This is a genomic window from Agarivorans sp. B2Z047, assembly GCF_023373605.1.
Classification (GTDB): domain Bacteria; phylum Pseudomonadota; class Gammaproteobacteria; order Enterobacterales; family Celerinatantimonadaceae; genus Agarivorans; species Agarivorans albus.
This window is the reverse complement of record NZ_CP088080.1, coordinates 184,297-199,019: the sequence shown is the minus strand read 5'-3', so window position 1 is coordinate 199,019 and position 14,723 is coordinate 184,297. Positions and strand designations below refer to the sequence as shown.

Below are 14,723 nucleotides of genomic sequence, written 5' to 3'. Positions count from 1 at the left end.
TTTTCAACCAATACTTCGCTTTAAAAATGGATTAAATGGGTATCTCATGTCACAGCTGTATCGAGTGAATTTCATCTGTAACGGCAAAACCTACGAGCTATATGCAAAACACGTAAATCAAGCCAGTTTATTTGGCTTTATTGAAGTGGGTGATTTTGTATTTGATGCCCGCGCCCAGTTGGTCGTTGACCCCAGCGAAGAAAAGTTAAAAACAGAATTCTCTGGAGTAAATCGCACCATGGTACCTATGCATAACATCTTACGAATTGATGAAGTGGACAAACTAGGTAAATCTAAAATCCATGAAGCCAGCAACATAACGCCCTTTCCTTCTGCCATTTACACGCCTAAACCATGAGCCAACAAAGCCCTATAGATTGGTTTAAACTAAAAGCGCAGTTTGGCAACGAACAGTTGCTTAAAGTGTGGTTAGCAGATGTTGTTAATGGCAGTGAACAAGAAGCTCAACAGATTAGACAGGCCATTGAAGAGGGCAAAGTAAATAGCGGCTTATTACAACAGCTTCAAGGCATAGCCGCCTTGGTTTGTAGCCCGGCGCTTAGTACCTGGGTTAAGCAGCTGAAGCAGAGTGAACAGCCCCAAGCAGATCTTGAACAGTGCTTAACTTGCTACCTTGAGGTAGTAGTTGAAATCACTCACTACCTCAAGCAACATTAAACTACGCTGTAAATGTCGTAGTTAAGGTTTCTTCACCCAATCGCCCGAGGGAGATTGAATATAAGCGCCACTATCACTGCGCTCAATCGCTTTTTTTCCCGCCAGCGCAGCCACTTGTTGCTCGGTTAAACCGTTCTCTTTAGCAATTTGCTTGTATTTGGCTAAACGCTTTTGGTTAATACCATCCACTAAGGCTTTTACTTCAGCATTGTGGCTAACAATGCCTAACAAACCATTGGTTTGTTCACCCACCCAACCATTATTCTTTGCTTCACCTAAATCCAAGGCCGCCACAGAAAAGCTAAGGCTTAACAGTAAGGCTAGTATCCAGCTATTCCTTTTCATCATGCTCTCCTAAAACAGTCCGCTTTCATCACTAAATAAATCATCAAGTTGCTTATCAACGCGCACTCGAATTTCATGATCAATTTTCACATTTAGATTAACCGTAATCGGTTTATCTACCGCTACCTCTACCTTAGGTGTACAGGCCGCTAGGCCTAACACTAAAACTAGGGGGAAGAAGAAGTATCGTCTATCCATTGCTGCAGTTGTCCTGACAGTTGTTCGCCAATACGCAAACTACGTAGTAGCTGATAAATGTTTTCTTGGTGACGATAGTTCAATGTCACCAACCGTGGGCTAACCTGCTGATTGCGCCCAATAAGTTTTACCTGCATATCGAGTTGCCCATCTTCGGCAAAATCGACTTCAGCTGCAAGTGTTTCATAATCAAAGTCTTCTAATAAGCTTAACGCAAAATCGAGCGACGGGTGCTGTGCTTTAATCGCCACCAGCGATTGGTGTGTAAGCGCAATATGCCCTCTTGGCTCTTCTACAGCCAATCTCCCTGCTGCAATCGCGATGCCTTGCTCAACAAAATGTACCGGTAGATTGCCCGATACCGACCCTTGCATGGTTAAGCCTAGTTCTGGGTAAAGTTTTACTAACTCTGCGAGTTGCACCTTTTCCAACTCAAGATTGGCGACATTAGGTAATGCTAGCGCTAGCTGAGCTACCTTCGCTTCGCCCCCCAACACCTTAAAGCCTATATTTCGCATCATTACGCTCTGCCACTGCGCCAATGGTGCAAATTCTGTTTGCTGCCAATTAAGGGCTAACTGCGATAAAGGTATGCCGATATTCCATTGCGCTAAGGTGAATACTCCAGAATGCTGCCAGCCCAACTGAGGCTGAAATTTGAATTCGCTAGTTAACTCTCCACCGTCAAAGCGGAGTTCTCCCCATAGGGCATTAATATTGTGAGCCTTAAGCTCCCCATTAAGCTGCTCATTCTTCCAAGTAAACTGCAGCTCAGCTGCAGCTGACAATAGATTGGCTGGTTTAGGTAAAGTGTAAAAATGCTGCTGAAGCGTAATTAAGTCTTCACCGTTTAAGCGGCCGGTAATCGCCAACTCAGGCTGCAGCTGCCAACGTCCTTCCCCTATAAGCTGCCACTCTGCAACGTTCAGCTGCCATTTATGCTGTTCAAACTGCCAATCGGCTGCCGATAGTGCTATTTCATCAATGCTAAAACCAGAGTGGGAAGCGGCTAACTGCCAGTTTTCCCAACCAGACAACTGCGCATCAACTGTTGCTGCTAAGCTTGGCAGTTTTAGATTGGCGTTAACCAGTAGGTCATTCGCAAAGTTTGCCGCAATAGAAAACTGCAGCTTGGCCAAGCGCTCGTCAGCTAACCAAGCTTGCTCAAAGTGCTGAGCTAAAGTGTTCAGCAGCCGCGGCGCTAACTGCCCGCTTAGCTGCAAGGTCTGTGATTGTGCTGCAACGCTTAGCTCAATTTGACTGCCTTGTGTTTCACTTAAGCTCATCTGCCATTGCTGATCTTGCTGGCTTAGCTTTAGCTTTCCTTCAACAAGAATTTGCTTACCGTGCCTTACAGTTAGCTGCTCAACTTCGATGCGGCTGCCATTAAACGCCACAGGAATACTGAGAAGCTGAGCAAATAGTTGTTCAACCGGTACTTGCCATTGGGCAGGTTCAAAAGTGGCGCTTCCCTGCTTGCCTGAGCTCAGCAAACAACTCAGATCAAGCTCTAGATGTTTAACCCTTAATAACAGGGGAAAGCTGCTTACCTTAAGCCCTTCAATGTTTAGCTGCGGGCAAGCTCCCCACGCGCCCTTGTCTAATGCGGCTTCCATTTTAGGGCTTGCGTAACAGGCAGCATTAAACAACACGCTAAGCACCATGCTTAGTTGTAAAAATGTAGAGAAGCCCAAGAATAGGGGCTTGTGGTAACAACCACCCAAGCTAGATTCCTTTATTGCTATATCTCTAGCAGGAATACTAAGCGCTTTTGAGTGGAATAACGAGAAAACAAACAACACAATAAGCATTTGGGCTTGACGAATTGGGGCTATCCGACAAAAACTTAGTAAAACCAGCAGCTAAGGCTGCAAAACAGAAAACAACTATGGTTATACCAATCACCCTAAGTAAGTGATCAGCAATAACGCAGTTATCGAGCATTTTAAGCAGATAGAATGAACAGTTACTTAGTAGGATTGGTATTACACAGCAAAGCAGGAGGAAGCGCTAATGCCTTGGTGGTGGTTTTTAGTCATGCTCATCATCGTGGGCATGGTGGTATATCAATTATGGCGTAACGTTCAGCAACGTCGCTGGGACTCAGCCCAACCGCTACACAGCCTTTGGGTAACTGTATCAAAACGCGATGAGATCCCCATTACTCGTCCAGGTAAAGAAAATGAAGATAGGCATAAGCGTTATCGCTATTTTGTGGAATTTACCCCAGTGGAAGGCGGTGAGTCGCGCCGCTTTCAAATAAAACGTAAACAGTTTCAAGATCTTACTCAAGACTTAACCGGTGAACTCACCATCCAAGGAAGTCGACTAGTGAGTTTTGAAGCTGGCGAACCGCCCGCGGATAGCAGCGAAGGGCAGTAGCGCTACCAGTAAGCCAGCGGCGATTAGCAATGCCCCTAAAGCATGATAAGCCGCTAGTTGCTCACCCAAAAAAGTCACGCTCAGCACGGCGCCAAATAAGGGCATTAAGTGGATGTATTGGCCAGCGATATTGGCTCCCACGCTTTTAACTCCATAATTCCAAGCCAAATAAGCCAGCAGAGAAGGAAAAACCGCTACATAAGCCAATGCTGCAATAGCATCGTTAGTTACCTCAAACGCAGCCTCAGGTAAATTTAGCCAATAAAATGGACTCAGCACTAAGGACCCAACAACCAGCGTGCAACCCAAAAATGCTGCTCCACCTAGCTCGGCAGGTTTATAGCGTAAGCCAATGGAGTAAAGCGCCCAAACTAAAGAGGATAAAACAATCCAACCATCGCCTTGGTTGATGCTAAAAGTCGCCAACTGCTGCCATTGCCCTTTCACCAACAAAGCCAATACACCAACAAAAGACAATACAATGCCCGCCATTTGCCGCAGGGTAATACGTTGTTTGAGCCAAACCCAACTCACTAGCAAAATAAATATCGGAATCATCGAGTTAATAATCAGTGCGTTGGTGGCAGTGGTATTTTGTAAACCGATATAAACACAGGAGTTAAACCCCGCCACACCCAAGCAGGCCAAAATCGAAATACGTAGCCAATTTTGGCTAATCACTTCTCGCTGGCGCCACATACTGCGATAAAGCAAGGGCATGGCAATCAGCATGGCTAAAGTCCAGCGCCAATAAGACAAGGACATCGCTGGCACTTGTTCTGAAATATAACGCCCAGTAACAAAATTTCCGGCCCAGAATAGTGGCGGTAGAACCAGCAAGCCATAAGCCAGTAGCTTTCCTTTCATAAAACCTTCCTTCTCCACTCTAGACGTCAGCGACTTAGGGCTGTTAGGGTATAGCATCGGGCTGGGATTTGCAGTACTATCCGCCATCGCGCGGTAGCGCTTTCTAAAACATTACTATTTCATGGATAACGATCAATGAGTCTAATAGAGGCGATTAATGCAGGACTGCATGTGACAGCAATTATTTTGCTGGCAGGTGCGCTGTACTCTGAAGCCTTTTTGTTCCGCCGCGGAATGACCCAAGATGATGTAAAAAAGTTGCTGTTGGCCGACGCCACCCACGCTTTTTCTACGGTATTGATTTTTATCACCGGCGCTTTACGGCTGTTTTTGTTTCACAGCACTAGCCATACTTACCTCGACAACCCATTCTTCGCCTTAAAAATGCTACTGTTTTTTGTTGTAGTGCTGTTGTCTCTTTATCCTTCAGCCACCTTTTATCGATGGCGCAAAGCCTTAAAACAAGGCAAACCATCGATGATTAGCTATCGCCAACACTCCTCGGTAATTTGGTTAATTCGCCTTGAGCTAGGTGTATTGTTACTAATCCCAATGCTAGTTACGCTAGCACGTGCCGGTTTTGGCAGCTAAGAGCCCTCTTTAGTTACCTTGCGAGAACACCGCTGCCCTGCTTAATCTAACTTGTGTTTGAACCAACTAGCCATCACCAAAACTCCACTAATGAGCAACAGCCCCTAGATATTTCTGTTCTTATTCATACGCTTGTTGTATAGATAAATGCTGATATTTAGCCAGCAGGGGTTAGCACTATGAGTACATCCAATTATCAACTCAGCCAAGAGCATGAGCTGGCTACGGTGTACCCAGAAAAAATTCAACCTTACTGGGCTAAACATGCCAGAGAAGCCAGCTTTGTTGGCGCGCAAGGCTTAAGCATAAAGTATTTAAAACTAACGGCCGCCGAACCCAACAACAAGGTAATTGTGGTTTCGCCAGGGCGAACCGAAGCCTATTTAAAATACGATGAACTAGCTTACGATCTAGCCCAACAAGGCTACGATGTGTTTATCATCGACCACCGTGGCCAAGGTTTATCTGATCGTGAAAGCGCCCGCTGGCAACCCGGTGATGTAGCCAGTTTTCAATACTACGTTGATGATTTAGCCATGCTTATTGAACAGCAAGATTTGCTAGCTAATTACCAACAGCGATTTATATTGGCGCACTCGATGGGCGGCGCTATCGCTGCTCATTACTTACAACAGTTTCCCAATACCTTTACTGCCGCCGCTCTATCTGCGCCAATGTTTGGTATTAATCTAGGCATGCTACCTAAGCCAATTGCCACCAGCTTAGCAGCGATTATGAGCAAACTTGAACGGCAATTTAAATGCGGCCCCTACTACGCGGTTGGCCAATCAGATTACAAACACGGCAGCTTTAACAATAACCACTTAACTCACAGTGAGCAGCGCTTTAAGCAGATGCAAGCCGTGTACTTGGCCCATCCCCAAATTCAGCTAGGCGGGCCAACCAATCGCTGGTTAGATCAAAGCTTTACCGCTATGCAACAAATCATCGAACGCGCCAACACAATCAGCGTTCCACTACTATTATTACAAGCAGAACAAGATGAAATTGTAACCGCTGTAGGCCAGCGCGCTTTTTTTCAAGCACTAGGGCCTACAAGCGCGGCATCGGCACAATTCAAGATTATTGCTGGCGCAAAACACGAAATACTGTTCGAAAGCGACTCGATGCGAAACCCTGCTTTAAGCGGTATTCTCAATTTCTTCGAACAGCACGCTAATTAAGGGCTAGGTCGCTTTTGCGGGCTAGCTAAGGAGCATCACCATGTATCAGCTTATAGCCACCGATCTCGATGGCACATTGCTCAACGACGAGCACCAAATCTCAGAATACACGCTGCAAACCATTACCCGTTTGTACCAGCAAAACGTTAAGTTTTTAATCGCCACCGGTCGCCATTACATAGATGTGCGCCCCATTGCCGATCAATTCGATTTTCCAATGTATTTAATCACTTCTAACGGTGCCAGAGTGCACAATAAGCAAGGTGAAGTGCTATTTAGGGCCGACTTAAATTCGCAAGAAATCGACCGCATTTTGGATATTTCTTCTCACTACACACTACATCGAAATATTTACCATGAAGATAACTGGTATGTAGAAGAAGAAAACGAATATGTCCGCTCGTTTAATCAACATTCAGGCTTTGATTATCAGTTAACCGACTTCTCCACCTTAGAACACCAACATATTTGCAAATTGTTTTTTGTGGCCGAGCACGAGGTATTACTCAAGCTAGAAAAAGACTTCATCGAAGCCTTCGGCGATAGCCTAAATATCACCTTTTCCCTACCCGATTGCTTAGAAGTAATGGCGCAAAAAGCTAATAAAGGCGAGGCGCTAAAAGCGGTACTGGCACAGAAATCGATAGCGCCAGAGCACTGTATTGCCTTTGGTGACGGCCTTAATGATAAAGAAATGCTTAGTCTAGTAGGAAAAGGTGTGATCATGGCCAACGCGCATGACCGTTTGAAGTTGACTTTACCTCATTTAGAACAAACACTTAGCAACAAAGAAAATGGAGTTGCTGAATATTTAATCGGCACTTTTAAGTTGTAGTTGTCATCTTAAGGAAAGGTAATGAGGCTTGTTAAAACACTTAGCTTAGCAATTTTTAGTTGTATCACATTGTTAGGGTGCTCCCAAACGCCTCCGCCGGAACCGCCAAAAAAAGTAGAGCCCGTTAAGGTACCGGTAAAACTTAACCCGCTTACTCCGCTAAAAGGGAGCCTCACCCTAAGCGCACCAGGCGCTATCTTCACTCCTTGTCAGGGGGATAAACAATACTGGGTTGAACTGTCTTCAGCAGATAAACAAGTACTTGGCCGTTTTGCAAACAACGCAAGCATCTACGTAGAGCTTATGGGCCGTTTTGCCAACGTGGGCAAGCAAGCGCCTCAAGCCGATTACTTGGCCAAGATCACCCCAGATGAATGGCAATACTTGGCTTCTGAAGGCCCAGGCTGCAAGCTTGATATTGCCGAGCTTAGTGCTTGGGGCAATGAGCCAGGCTGGCGAATAGATATAGAAGACAACAAGTTGTTACTCAGCACACTGTCGGGCGCAGCCAATAAAACCATTACTCGCAGTGGCATTGATAAGGGCCTGCACTACTGGCAAGCGGGCAGCGAACTCTACCTCAGCGTATCTAAACAGCAGTGTTTAGATACCATGGCGGACAGCGTTTATTCCTATAGTGCCGAGTTAACCTATAAAGGCAAAATCTACCAAGGTTGTGCACGACGCCCATTCCAACAGAATGTGGAGCAACTTGCTGGCTACTACAAAGTTAAACTTCCCACAGCATCTGGCTCTGGTCGCGTAGTAGATTTAAGCCTAAACGCTGACTTTAGTGCCGAACTGCAAAACACCTACCTTGAAGAAGAAAAAACCTTTAGCGAGAAAGGCTACTGGTACCCGCTTAATGATTCCAGCTTGGCCTTAACCTTAAGCCAAAGTAACCACCAGCAAGTGAAAAGCGACATGATATTTGACTGGGACGGGCGACTACTGCGTTTACGTAACCCAGAATCACAACAGCAAGGCAGTGCTGGACTAAACATGATGAAAATGGATGGCCCTGCAGTAGCTTTAGGCACCAGCAAAAAAGTCTACCACCAACGTACCTTTGAACCTGCTACCTTAATGGCCAGCAGCGACTACGACCCTGAAGTTGAAGCAGCCTTAAAACAATACTTTAAGTTGCACCGCACCGAACTAAACGGCACCAAATACCAATGGTGGAAGTTTGATCTAAATGGCGATGGCAAAGACGAAATCATTACCTATGTAGACTGGTGCGGTAGTGGCGGATGTAGCTTATTGATATTTGAAGCCAAAGATAACAGTCACCGTTTCTTAAGCAAAACCACACTGGTACACAGCCCCTTCTTTTTAGCTACGTCTAGCAATGCGCGCTGGCAAGACTTACTACTAGAAGTATCTGGCGGCGGAGCCACTCCAGGTCTGCGTTTACTGCGCTTCGACGGCCTAAGTTACCCACTTAACCCAAGCATGCAACCAGAAGCACCACAGCCAGCTCCAGTAAGCGGGATTACCTTCCATGCAGAAGCCTTTAGCAAAGGGGCTGGACGAGCATTAAACTAAGCTCACATCATTTGCTAGCTCAATACCTAGGCTAGCGGTACAATGCCCCTGATTTTTCAGGGGCAGGTTATGACACAGCAATTCGACGTTATCATTATTGGCGCAGGCGCCGCAGGCTTGATGTGTGCAGCTACCGCCGGCTATCGCGGGCGCTCGGTTTTGGTGATTGATAACGCCAAAAAAGCAGGCCGAAAAATCCTTATTAGTGGCGGCGGTCGTTGTAACTTTACTAATCAGAGTGTTAGCCCAGACAACTTCTTATGTGGTAACCCACACTTTGTTAAATCCGCTCTTGCACGCTACCCCTCAAGCAATTTTATAGAGTTGGTCGAGCGCCACGGCATCGAATACCACGAACGCGATCATGGCCAATTGTTCTGTAACGACAGCGCTAAAGACATTGTAGACATGCTACTCACCGAATGCGATTGGGCGGGCGTTACTATTAGCCTACGTAGCGAAATCAAATACGTAAAACAACTCGATGAACAACAGTTTGAAGTGCACGCTGGCGGTCAATGCTACCAAGCCAATTCCATGGTAATCGCCACCGGCGGGCTATCTATGCCTAAACTGGGTGCCACTCCATTTGGCTACAAATTGGCAGAACAGTTTGGCCTTAAAGTACTGCCCACTAGAGCCGGTTTAGTGCCATTTACTTGGCATAGCGATCAAAAAGAGCGCTTTGAAGCCCTCTCGGGTATCGCGGTGCCAAGTTGCATTACTGCCGCTAACGGCAAGCAATTTAGCGAAGCGCTATTATTTACCCACCGCGGCTTATCAGGCCCCGCTATATTGCAAATATCTAACTACTGGCAACCCGGTGAAGCGGTAAGCATCAACCTATTACCCAAGCAAGATGCCGCCTCCTTGATTGAACAGGTATTATCGCAACATCCCAAACAAAGCCTAAAAAACACCTTAAGCCAATGGCTGCCCAAACGCCTTGTTGAAGCCTTATTTGATGAAAGCACGCTAGCCAAAGCGCTTAATCAGCTAGGCCATGGCGAACGCGACAGTATTGCTGCCAAACTAAACAACTGGCAAATCACCCTGAATGGCACCGAAGGCTACCGCACCGCCGAAGTGACCCTAGGCGGCGTAGACACTAACGAACTCAGCTCCAAAACCATGCAAGCCAATAATGTAAAAGGCCTCTACTTTATTGGCGAAGTAATGGATGTAACCGGTTGGCTGGGGGGCTTTAATTTTCAATGGGCATGGGCCAGTGGCGTAGCCTGCGGCCTAGATTGTTAAATATCGGGAGTACAAGCTCTGCCAACAATTAGCAGAGCTTGAAATAGGCTTAATTTGCGTTAAGTGCTGCAATAATAGGATCTTCAGCAGCTTCCATTACTTTTGGATTCACACCGTAGTGACGAGTAGTGAAAGTAAAGTTAGCCCCTTTTGTATCAATGTTATTCTTTGCGCTCTCACCGCAGTTAAACGATACCGTAATGCTACCATCCTGATTTTCCACCCAAGTATGGGAGTTAACATTACTCACCCCTTCCATTAAGTACTTATCGCTATCATAGGCGGTAATAGACGTAAAAAATTTGTTCTGTGGATTTTCAAACGTCGAGCTGTAACAAGTATCCGCCTGCAATTGAGGGCTGTTCGAGTATTTATTACCAACGTAAGCTTCTGGACTAGCACCACCCCAGCCTGCCGCATTTTCTAGGTTCCACTGGTGCTGGTCAGTCACTAAATCGCTCGTTCTAGGGAAGGTGTAAGTAAAGCGATCCATTTGATTTACTTCTTGAGTATATTTGCTCACCCAAGCTTCAACTTCAGCGTAATCATATGGCTGGACCTGATAATCAGTGGCAAAATTAAAATCTGCGGTGTTTACTTTTTCTAGTGCTTGACGAGAAGCATCAATTCCATTCCCGGTTCCTGAACGATAAAGAATAAACGCGTATTCTGATTCTACCGGCAGCTGATAGTGGCCATCTTCAACAACATAGTGCTGGCCGTGTCCGCGCTCAGTTACCACCTGAACAGCCATGTAATTGTTTGTTTGGGGAACAGAGAAGGTAACCTCGCCATTCACCGCTTTTACAATCGCTACACCGTAAAGCGTATCATCATTCATTTGCACTGTTGGAGCAGCCTTACCGCGTGGAGGAAGACCCTGCATAATAAAAAACTCGTGAGTTGCCCCCTTGCTTCCCCAGTTACGGAAGTTACGAGCCGTCTCTGCATGAGTAAAGTTCTCTTTCGTAACAGTCAATTTGCTCACTTCGGCAGTTTCTGTCGATGCTGAATCAGCTGAAGAACATGCTGATAAACCTATAACCACAGCAGCAAAGGCACTTATCTTAAATGTATTCATTGAAATTCCTCTAAGCATTAATTTGTTCATTGCACGTTTGCCCCAATTATTAACTAATTAATCATTTTCGTGTAAGAGTTTATTAAATAGGTTAAAAACCACCGAACAAAGGTGTCAAACCACCCATATAATAAAGACATATAATTGCTAGAACCGAAATAACAAAACTAGGTGAAGTAATACAGGTGCCTTAAACCTATCGCCTCAAGTAGCATCGTCACCACCTTGGAGAGCAGTAAGCGGCTCCCTCTTCTATTCACTCAATGTAAGAGCACCAGTAACATAAAATTGACAAATTGCGACTGTAATAGCTTTAGAAGATAAGCCCAGGTTCCACACTATAAACGGATCTGTTAAGAACATGGTTTAACAAGTTGAATTTAAGAATGCATACTTTTAGCTTTAGGGCTTATGAGGAGTAGCCAGACATGGACAAAGAAAACTACCTAGCATTTTGCAAAACAGAGCTGCGTAGCGTGTTTGAAAACACCAAGGCAGGTAAGCCAAATGACAAACTTAAGTACCGCGTTGAAGGCCTGTTTCACGCAGCAAAGTTACTAGGTTTACTCAGCACCGAGCAAGCAAACGCCATCATAGAATCAGAACACCAAGCGGTATTTGGCGAAAGCGTTAGCGAAAGGCTAAAGCGCAAAAACCAACTCAAGCAACTAAGAGAAAGCGACCCCGATGCCTACTTTAATATTCCAACGATAGATCGCCTTTAGGCGCTTTCAGTTTGCAGGATAAACCTAGTTATAATTTTTTGCGTATTGATACAGCTGAGTAATTCTCGCTTTAATTATCTCAGCTTTATAAGCGTTTCTAGAAAGATTATAAGAACTACCAAAATTGACTCTATTCCATTTTTCGTTGATAAATTGCAGCTCTGAGTCTCTAAATGCAATCCACTTACGTTGGGAAGCTTTTAATGACTTAAATTCTTCCTCATTAAGCGCGGTCTTCAGAAGTGTATAAGCCTTATTAAGTTCCTTATCGAGAAATGCGTGGTAATCTGCATATTCTGAAATAAAGTCTACATTTTTGCTGTCACTATTCGACAATGCCACTTCATATTTTCCGGAAGTTATCTCAAACTCACCTAAGTAATTAGGGGCATCAGGATTATCAATAGCTTGGGCACATGCTGAAAAAACATACCAGCCAACAAGCAAAGTACTTACTAAATGTATCTTCAACACATCCTCAGCTTTGTTAAATTAATCTACGAGCCGACTAAAACTCGAACCTTCACACAGATAAAAATCACTTTCGAAAGCCTGCTCTATCGTTACGCTCAGAACCACTTCCAACTCGCCAAGCTCCTCACTTCGATAATCGCTTAGTACTACATCGAGTTCATTGATACTAAATGCAGCACTATGCTCATTAACAAGCGAGCGATGATAACTAGATTTCACCAGCTCAACACTTACTTCGTTTTCAGCTAATTTCTTACCTTGTAAGTCAAACCGCTCCAGGTAGAAGGAGCCCTTAAGCTCACAAACACTCAGATTTAAGCTTTTAGGCGAATCACTCTCGCATACAAATATACTGCTTTCACAAGCTAAAGCGGCAAGGGGAAGAAAAACAGATAGAGATAAAAGAAGTGTTATTACTTTTAAATACAAAAAGCTCTGTTTCCAGAGCTTTTTATGTGTTTTTACCATTGTTTAAGCAAAGTATATGGTGCATTGGGAGATAAACGCGTAAGGACATAAGCATACACGGAAGAGTAACTTCCACCCTCTACGCTATTCTCCATGTACAACAAAATATCTTCAATGCCATCATTGTTGTAATCGCCTTTTGCCATTAGCGTTAACTTTTGAATACTTCCTTCACTATAGAAGATAGCTTGTTCGCTGCTTAATGATTCCACTCGCTGAACGGGGAACATTTCATTCCAGCTAGCTGCAGTTGCTAATCGCTCCACTGTTTCATTTGAGATAACCAACGCTAATTGCGGGGGAGCTTTTTTAGCAAAGGGTTTATCAAAGCTAACATCACCTAAAAACGACTTTTTTGCAGAAGAAAGCTTGGATAATTCTAGCCATGATTTACATATATGATTAGATGCATAGATATAGCCATACTCATAAGAGTTTAGTGAGGTGTATCCATTCTTAATACTGGAAACTAAGTCTGAGCAAGAAGATACGTTTTTGCTATCTTCGTCATTGTTTTTCAAGCTGGCTTCAAAATACCAATTAGACTCATACATTGCTATAAAATCGGCTGGAGTGTCGGCTGTCATTGCATCCATAAAAAATGACGTAGACTTATTATATTCGCTGAAATAGACCGGAATACTGGCTTCAGCCCCCGCAGTTTGACAACCGAGTAAGGCCAACAAACTTAGAATCGTTAATTTATTCATAACTATTTAGCGTTCCTTAATAAGCCACGGACATAGTCATTTCTGGTAACACTAACCTGTGGTCTGTTACATTCTAACGCTGCTTTTTTAAAGTCTTGATTTTTTATATGGTTGTTAAATTTTGGAAAGCCTGTTTTTAACGTTGTCATGCCTAAATTAAAAATCATATCAAACAAAGCCAGCTTTACTTCATTTGGGTACGCTGAAAACTCCGTAGCGCCGTAAACGATTTTAAGCTCCTTCTCAAAAGCTTTTATATGCTTATCTATCTGTTCATCCATTAACGACTCAGACACAATTAGTTTAGTAAATGGCTTAAACTTAAAATGGGGCTCAGATTTTCCAAAAGGCCGAACTTTAATAGCTTTAAACTCATCTTCAATGTCCTGAGCGCTTGCTGCTTTCCCGCTATCACTTAGAACAAATGGTACTTTCTGCGCCGCTTTGACATCTTTCATCATATGGCCAACACCGACGGTAACTTTACCTTCTGTGCAAAGATACATATGCGGTACTCGCCCTTCCTGCTGTTCAATAGCTTTTACCAACTTCGCTTTCATAATGCCAGATATGGGAACAACCGCTGCTGAAGCTAACGCACTCAACTTGTCATTAATTTTACGGTGCGATTTACCATTTGCATCAATTTTCCCATCAGGGCGAACCATACCCACAACTTTCTTTTGAAAAGCTTTAATCGCCGCTACGGTTTTAGAATTTTCTGGTTTTGAGCCCAATTTGCCGTCCTCCACCAACTTATTAGTCGGGGGGATTAATCCAAGCAACTTATTTAGAGCGGCTTGTACCGCTTTTATGTCATTAGGTTTATTCACACCACCAATACCTACTGACTGGGTGATTTGTAACTTAGCCATTGTTATTCCTTGTACACAGCCATATTTAAAATTTCGAATGGTTACTTTCGAGCGACAACGCTAGCGTTACCTTTGCGCGGAGAAGCTAAAAGCAACTCAGCCTCATTTACTATGCAAGTTACAGTTCAATAGTTTTCTGTTCGCTAGTGTTTGGCTTTGCCTCTAAAAAAGCTTCCCATGAAACAAGAGCATTTCTAAACTGTTGAAGAGTAAGCTCCTCAAAATAAGTTTCATCATGAATTGAGTATATTTTGGCAACGTCTAGAGTTATCAATACTCCCCATGATTCTCTAGCCCAACTAGAAGATACTGCTTTACCGCTTAAGACTGAGTCGACTTTCATGACTCCTTCCTCAATCCAAGGAATAGTCTGAGAATAAGGAATACCTCCGTCATCCATTAAAAGGCAAGAAAGGAGGCTGAACCCATCACTATTAACAGTTTCAGTTTTACAGCTTGGGGAAAGTGTGCTCTCTGCTCCTTCCCATAAATACGTAACTTTCAT

The 14,723-nt window shown here is 44.2% G+C and carries 19 protein-coding genes; 9 read left to right on the top strand and 10 right to left on the bottom strand.

Translation table 11 applies throughout. The features are described from left to right. Positions 1 to 46: 46 nt before the first annotated feature. Positions 47 to 358: a DUF1820 family protein gene (locus LQZ07_RS00960; protein ID WP_016399910.1), complete on the top strand. Its 312-nt coding sequence runs from the start codon at positions 47 to 49 to the stop codon at positions 356 to 358. Further along, positions 355 to 678 (top strand): hypothetical protein, encoded by a 324-nt coding sequence (locus tag LQZ07_RS00955; protein WP_152783787.1) that lies wholly within the window; start codon positions 355 to 357, stop codon positions 676 to 678. The genes LQZ07_RS00960 and LQZ07_RS00955 overlap by 4 nt, the downstream gene beginning before the upstream one ends. 21 nt (positions 679 to 699) lie before the next feature. Here the strand turns inward: LQZ07_RS00955 and LQZ07_RS00950 are convergent, their stop codons facing one another. The 3 genes from LQZ07_RS00950 to LQZ07_RS00940 are packed head-to-tail and all read right to left on the bottom strand — an operon-like array spanning position 700 to position 2,945. After that, on the bottom strand, positions 700 to 1,026 hold the full coding sequence (locus LQZ07_RS00950; protein ID WP_371923301.1) for a YdbL family protein: 327 nt from the start codon (positions 1,024 to 1,026) through the stop codon (positions 700 to 702). 6 nt (positions 1,027 to 1,032) lie between these two features. After that, positions 1,033 to 1,221, bottom strand: a complete 189-nt coding sequence (locus LQZ07_RS00945) for a YnbE family lipoprotein (protein ID WP_016399913.1) — start codon at positions 1,219 to 1,221, stop codon at positions 1,033 to 1,035. Beyond that, complete coding sequence (locus tag LQZ07_RS00940; RefSeq protein ID WP_194164168.1) at positions 1,191 to 2,945, bottom strand: YdbH domain-containing protein; 1,755 nt, start codon at positions 2,943 to 2,945, stop codon at positions 1,191 to 1,193. Before LQZ07_RS00940 ends, LQZ07_RS00945 begins: the two co-directional genes overlap by 31 nt. 289 nt (positions 2,946 to 3,234) lie before the next feature. Here LQZ07_RS00940 and LQZ07_RS00935 point away from each other — a divergent pair, with 289 nt between their 5' ends. Next, positions 3,235 to 3,603, top strand: coding sequence for a DUF2500 family protein (locus LQZ07_RS00935; protein WP_040306597.1), 369 nt, complete (start codon positions 3,235 to 3,237; stop codon positions 3,601 to 3,603). Here the strand turns inward: LQZ07_RS00935 and LQZ07_RS00930 are convergent. Continuing rightward, entirely contained in the window at positions 3,550 to 4,470 is a 921-nt protein-coding gene (locus LQZ07_RS00930) for a DMT family transporter (protein ID WP_194164169.1), read from the bottom strand. The two genes, LQZ07_RS00935 and LQZ07_RS00930, sit on opposite strands and share 54 nt — an antisense overlap. Before the next feature lie 135 nt (positions 4,471 to 4,605). Here LQZ07_RS00930 and LQZ07_RS00925 point away from each other — a divergent pair, with 135 nt between their 5' ends. From LQZ07_RS00925 to LQZ07_RS00905, 5 genes are all read left to right on the top strand, one after another. After that, complete coding sequence (locus tag LQZ07_RS00925) at positions 4,606 to 5,061, top strand: DUF2214 family protein (RefSeq protein ID WP_016399917.1); 456 nt, start codon at positions 4,606 to 4,608, stop codon at positions 5,059 to 5,061. Between the two features lie 179 nt (positions 5,062 to 5,240). Then, positions 5,241 to 6,245, top strand: a complete 1,005-nt coding sequence (locus LQZ07_RS00920; protein WP_152783795.1) for an alpha/beta fold hydrolase — start codon at positions 5,241 to 5,243, stop codon at positions 6,243 to 6,245. Positions 6,246 to 6,285: 40 nt separating this feature from the next. Next, positions 6,286 to 7,080, top strand: coding sequence for a Cof-type HAD-IIB family hydrolase (locus tag LQZ07_RS00915; RefSeq protein WP_152783797.1), 795 nt, complete (start codon positions 6,286 to 6,288; stop codon positions 7,078 to 7,080). Between the two features lie 21 nt (positions 7,081 to 7,101). Then, on the top strand, positions 7,102 to 8,628 hold the full coding sequence (locus LQZ07_RS00910; RefSeq protein WP_152783799.1) for a copper resistance protein NlpE N-terminal domain-containing protein: 1,527 nt from the start codon (positions 7,102 to 7,104) through the stop codon (positions 8,626 to 8,628). A 69-nt stretch (positions 8,629 to 8,697) separates the two neighbouring features. Beyond that, on the top strand, positions 8,698 to 9,885 hold the full coding sequence (locus LQZ07_RS00905) for an NAD(P)/FAD-dependent oxidoreductase (protein WP_152783801.1): 1,188 nt from the start codon (positions 8,698 to 8,700) through the stop codon (positions 9,883 to 9,885). A gap of 49 nt (positions 9,886 to 9,934) precedes the next feature. On the opposite strand, the gene LQZ07_RS00900 is transcribed toward LQZ07_RS00905, so the two are convergent. Beyond that, positions 9,935 to 10,966, bottom strand: a complete 1,032-nt coding sequence (locus LQZ07_RS00900; RefSeq protein WP_152783803.1) for a DUF1214 domain-containing protein — start codon at positions 10,964 to 10,966, stop codon at positions 9,935 to 9,937. Between the two features lie 428 nt (positions 10,967 to 11,394). Between LQZ07_RS00900 and LQZ07_RS00895 the strand changes: the two genes are divergently transcribed. After that, positions 11,395 to 11,691 carry a hypothetical protein gene (locus LQZ07_RS00895; protein ID WP_152783805.1) on the top strand — a complete coding sequence of 99 codons (297 nt, stop codon included), beginning with the start codon at positions 11,395 to 11,397 and terminating at the stop codon, positions 11,689 to 11,691. A gap of 24 nt (positions 11,692 to 11,715) precedes the next feature. Here LQZ07_RS00895 and LQZ07_RS00890 read toward each other — a convergent pair whose 3' ends face one another. The 5 genes from LQZ07_RS00890 to LQZ07_RS00870 form a co-directional block, all read right to left on the bottom strand. Next, on the bottom strand, positions 11,716 to 12,165 hold the full coding sequence (locus tag LQZ07_RS00890; protein WP_152783807.1) for a lysozyme inhibitor LprI family protein: 450 nt from the start codon (positions 12,163 to 12,165) through the stop codon (positions 11,716 to 11,718). A gap of 18 nt (positions 12,166 to 12,183) precedes the next feature. After that, the gene (locus tag LQZ07_RS00885) at positions 12,184 to 12,633 is read right to left on the bottom strand and encodes a hypothetical protein (protein WP_152783809.1); all 450 of its coding nucleotides are present in this window, start codon (positions 12,631 to 12,633) and stop codon (positions 12,184 to 12,186) included. Beyond that, positions 12,627 to 13,343, bottom strand: a complete 717-nt coding sequence (locus LQZ07_RS00880; RefSeq protein ID WP_152783811.1) for an ATPase — start codon at positions 13,341 to 13,343, stop codon at positions 12,627 to 12,629. Before LQZ07_RS00880 ends, LQZ07_RS00885 begins: the two co-directional genes overlap by 7 nt. Before the next feature lie 2 nt (positions 13,344 to 13,345). After that, on the bottom strand, positions 13,346 to 14,218 hold the full coding sequence (locus LQZ07_RS00875) for a hypothetical protein (protein ID WP_152783813.1): 873 nt from the start codon (positions 14,216 to 14,218) through the stop codon (positions 13,346 to 13,348). A gap of 118 nt (positions 14,219 to 14,336) precedes the next feature. Further along, complete coding sequence (locus LQZ07_RS00870; RefSeq protein ID WP_152783815.1) at positions 14,337 to 14,723, bottom strand: hypothetical protein; 387 nt, start codon at positions 14,721 to 14,723, stop codon at positions 14,337 to 14,339.

Coding starts and splice junctions, on each gene's coding strand:
- LQZ07_RS00960 (WP_016399910.1), top strand. CDS start 47: ATGTCACAGCTGTATCGAGTGAATTTCATCTGTAACGGCAAAACCTAC.
- LQZ07_RS00955 (WP_152783787.1), top strand. CDS start 355: ATGAGCCAACAAAGCCCTATAGATTGGTTTAAACTAAAAGCGCAGTTT.
- LQZ07_RS00950 (WP_371923301.1), bottom strand. CDS start 1,026: ATGATGAAAAGGAATAGCTGGATACTAGCCTTACTGTTAAGCCTTAGC.
- LQZ07_RS00945 (WP_016399913.1), bottom strand. CDS start 1,221: ATGGATAGACGATACTTCTTCTTCCCCCTAGTTTTAGTGTTAGGCCTA.
- LQZ07_RS00935 (WP_040306597.1), top strand. CDS start 3,235: ATGCCTTGGTGGTGGTTTTTAGTCATGCTCATCATCGTGGGCATGGTG.
- LQZ07_RS00930 (WP_194164169.1), bottom strand. CDS start 4,470: ATGAAAGGAAAGCTACTGGCTTATGGCTTGCTGGTTCTACCGCCACTA.
- LQZ07_RS00925 (WP_016399917.1), top strand. CDS start 4,606: ATGAGTCTAATAGAGGCGATTAATGCAGGACTGCATGTGACAGCAATT.
- LQZ07_RS00920 (WP_152783795.1), top strand. CDS start 5,241: ATGAGTACATCCAATTATCAACTCAGCCAAGAGCATGAGCTGGCTACG.
- LQZ07_RS00915 (WP_152783797.1), top strand. CDS start 6,286: ATGTATCAGCTTATAGCCACCGATCTCGATGGCACATTGCTCAACGAC.
- LQZ07_RS00910 (WP_152783799.1), top strand. CDS start 7,102: ATGAGGCTTGTTAAAACACTTAGCTTAGCAATTTTTAGTTGTATCACA.
- LQZ07_RS00905 (WP_152783801.1), top strand. CDS start 8,698: ATGACACAGCAATTCGACGTTATCATTATTGGCGCAGGCGCCGCAGGC.
- LQZ07_RS00900 (WP_152783803.1), bottom strand. CDS start 10,966: ATGAATACATTTAAGATAAGTGCCTTTGCTGCTGTGGTTATAGGTTTA.
- LQZ07_RS00895 (WP_152783805.1), top strand. CDS start 11,395: ATGGACAAAGAAAACTACCTAGCATTTTGCAAAACAGAGCTGCGTAGC.
- LQZ07_RS00885 (WP_152783809.1), bottom strand. CDS start 12,633: ATGGTAAAAACACATAAAAAGCTCTGGAAACAGAGCTTTTTGTATTTA.
- LQZ07_RS00880 (WP_152783811.1), bottom strand. CDS start 13,343: ATGAATAAATTAACGATTCTAAGTTTGTTGGCCTTACTCGGTTGTCAA.
- LQZ07_RS00875 (WP_152783813.1), bottom strand. CDS start 14,218: ATGGCTAAGTTACAAATCACCCAGTCAGTAGGTATTGGTGGTGTGAAT.
- LQZ07_RS00870 (WP_152783815.1), bottom strand. CDS start 14,723: ATGAAAGTTACGTATTTATGGGAAGGAGCAGAGAGCACACTTTCCCCA.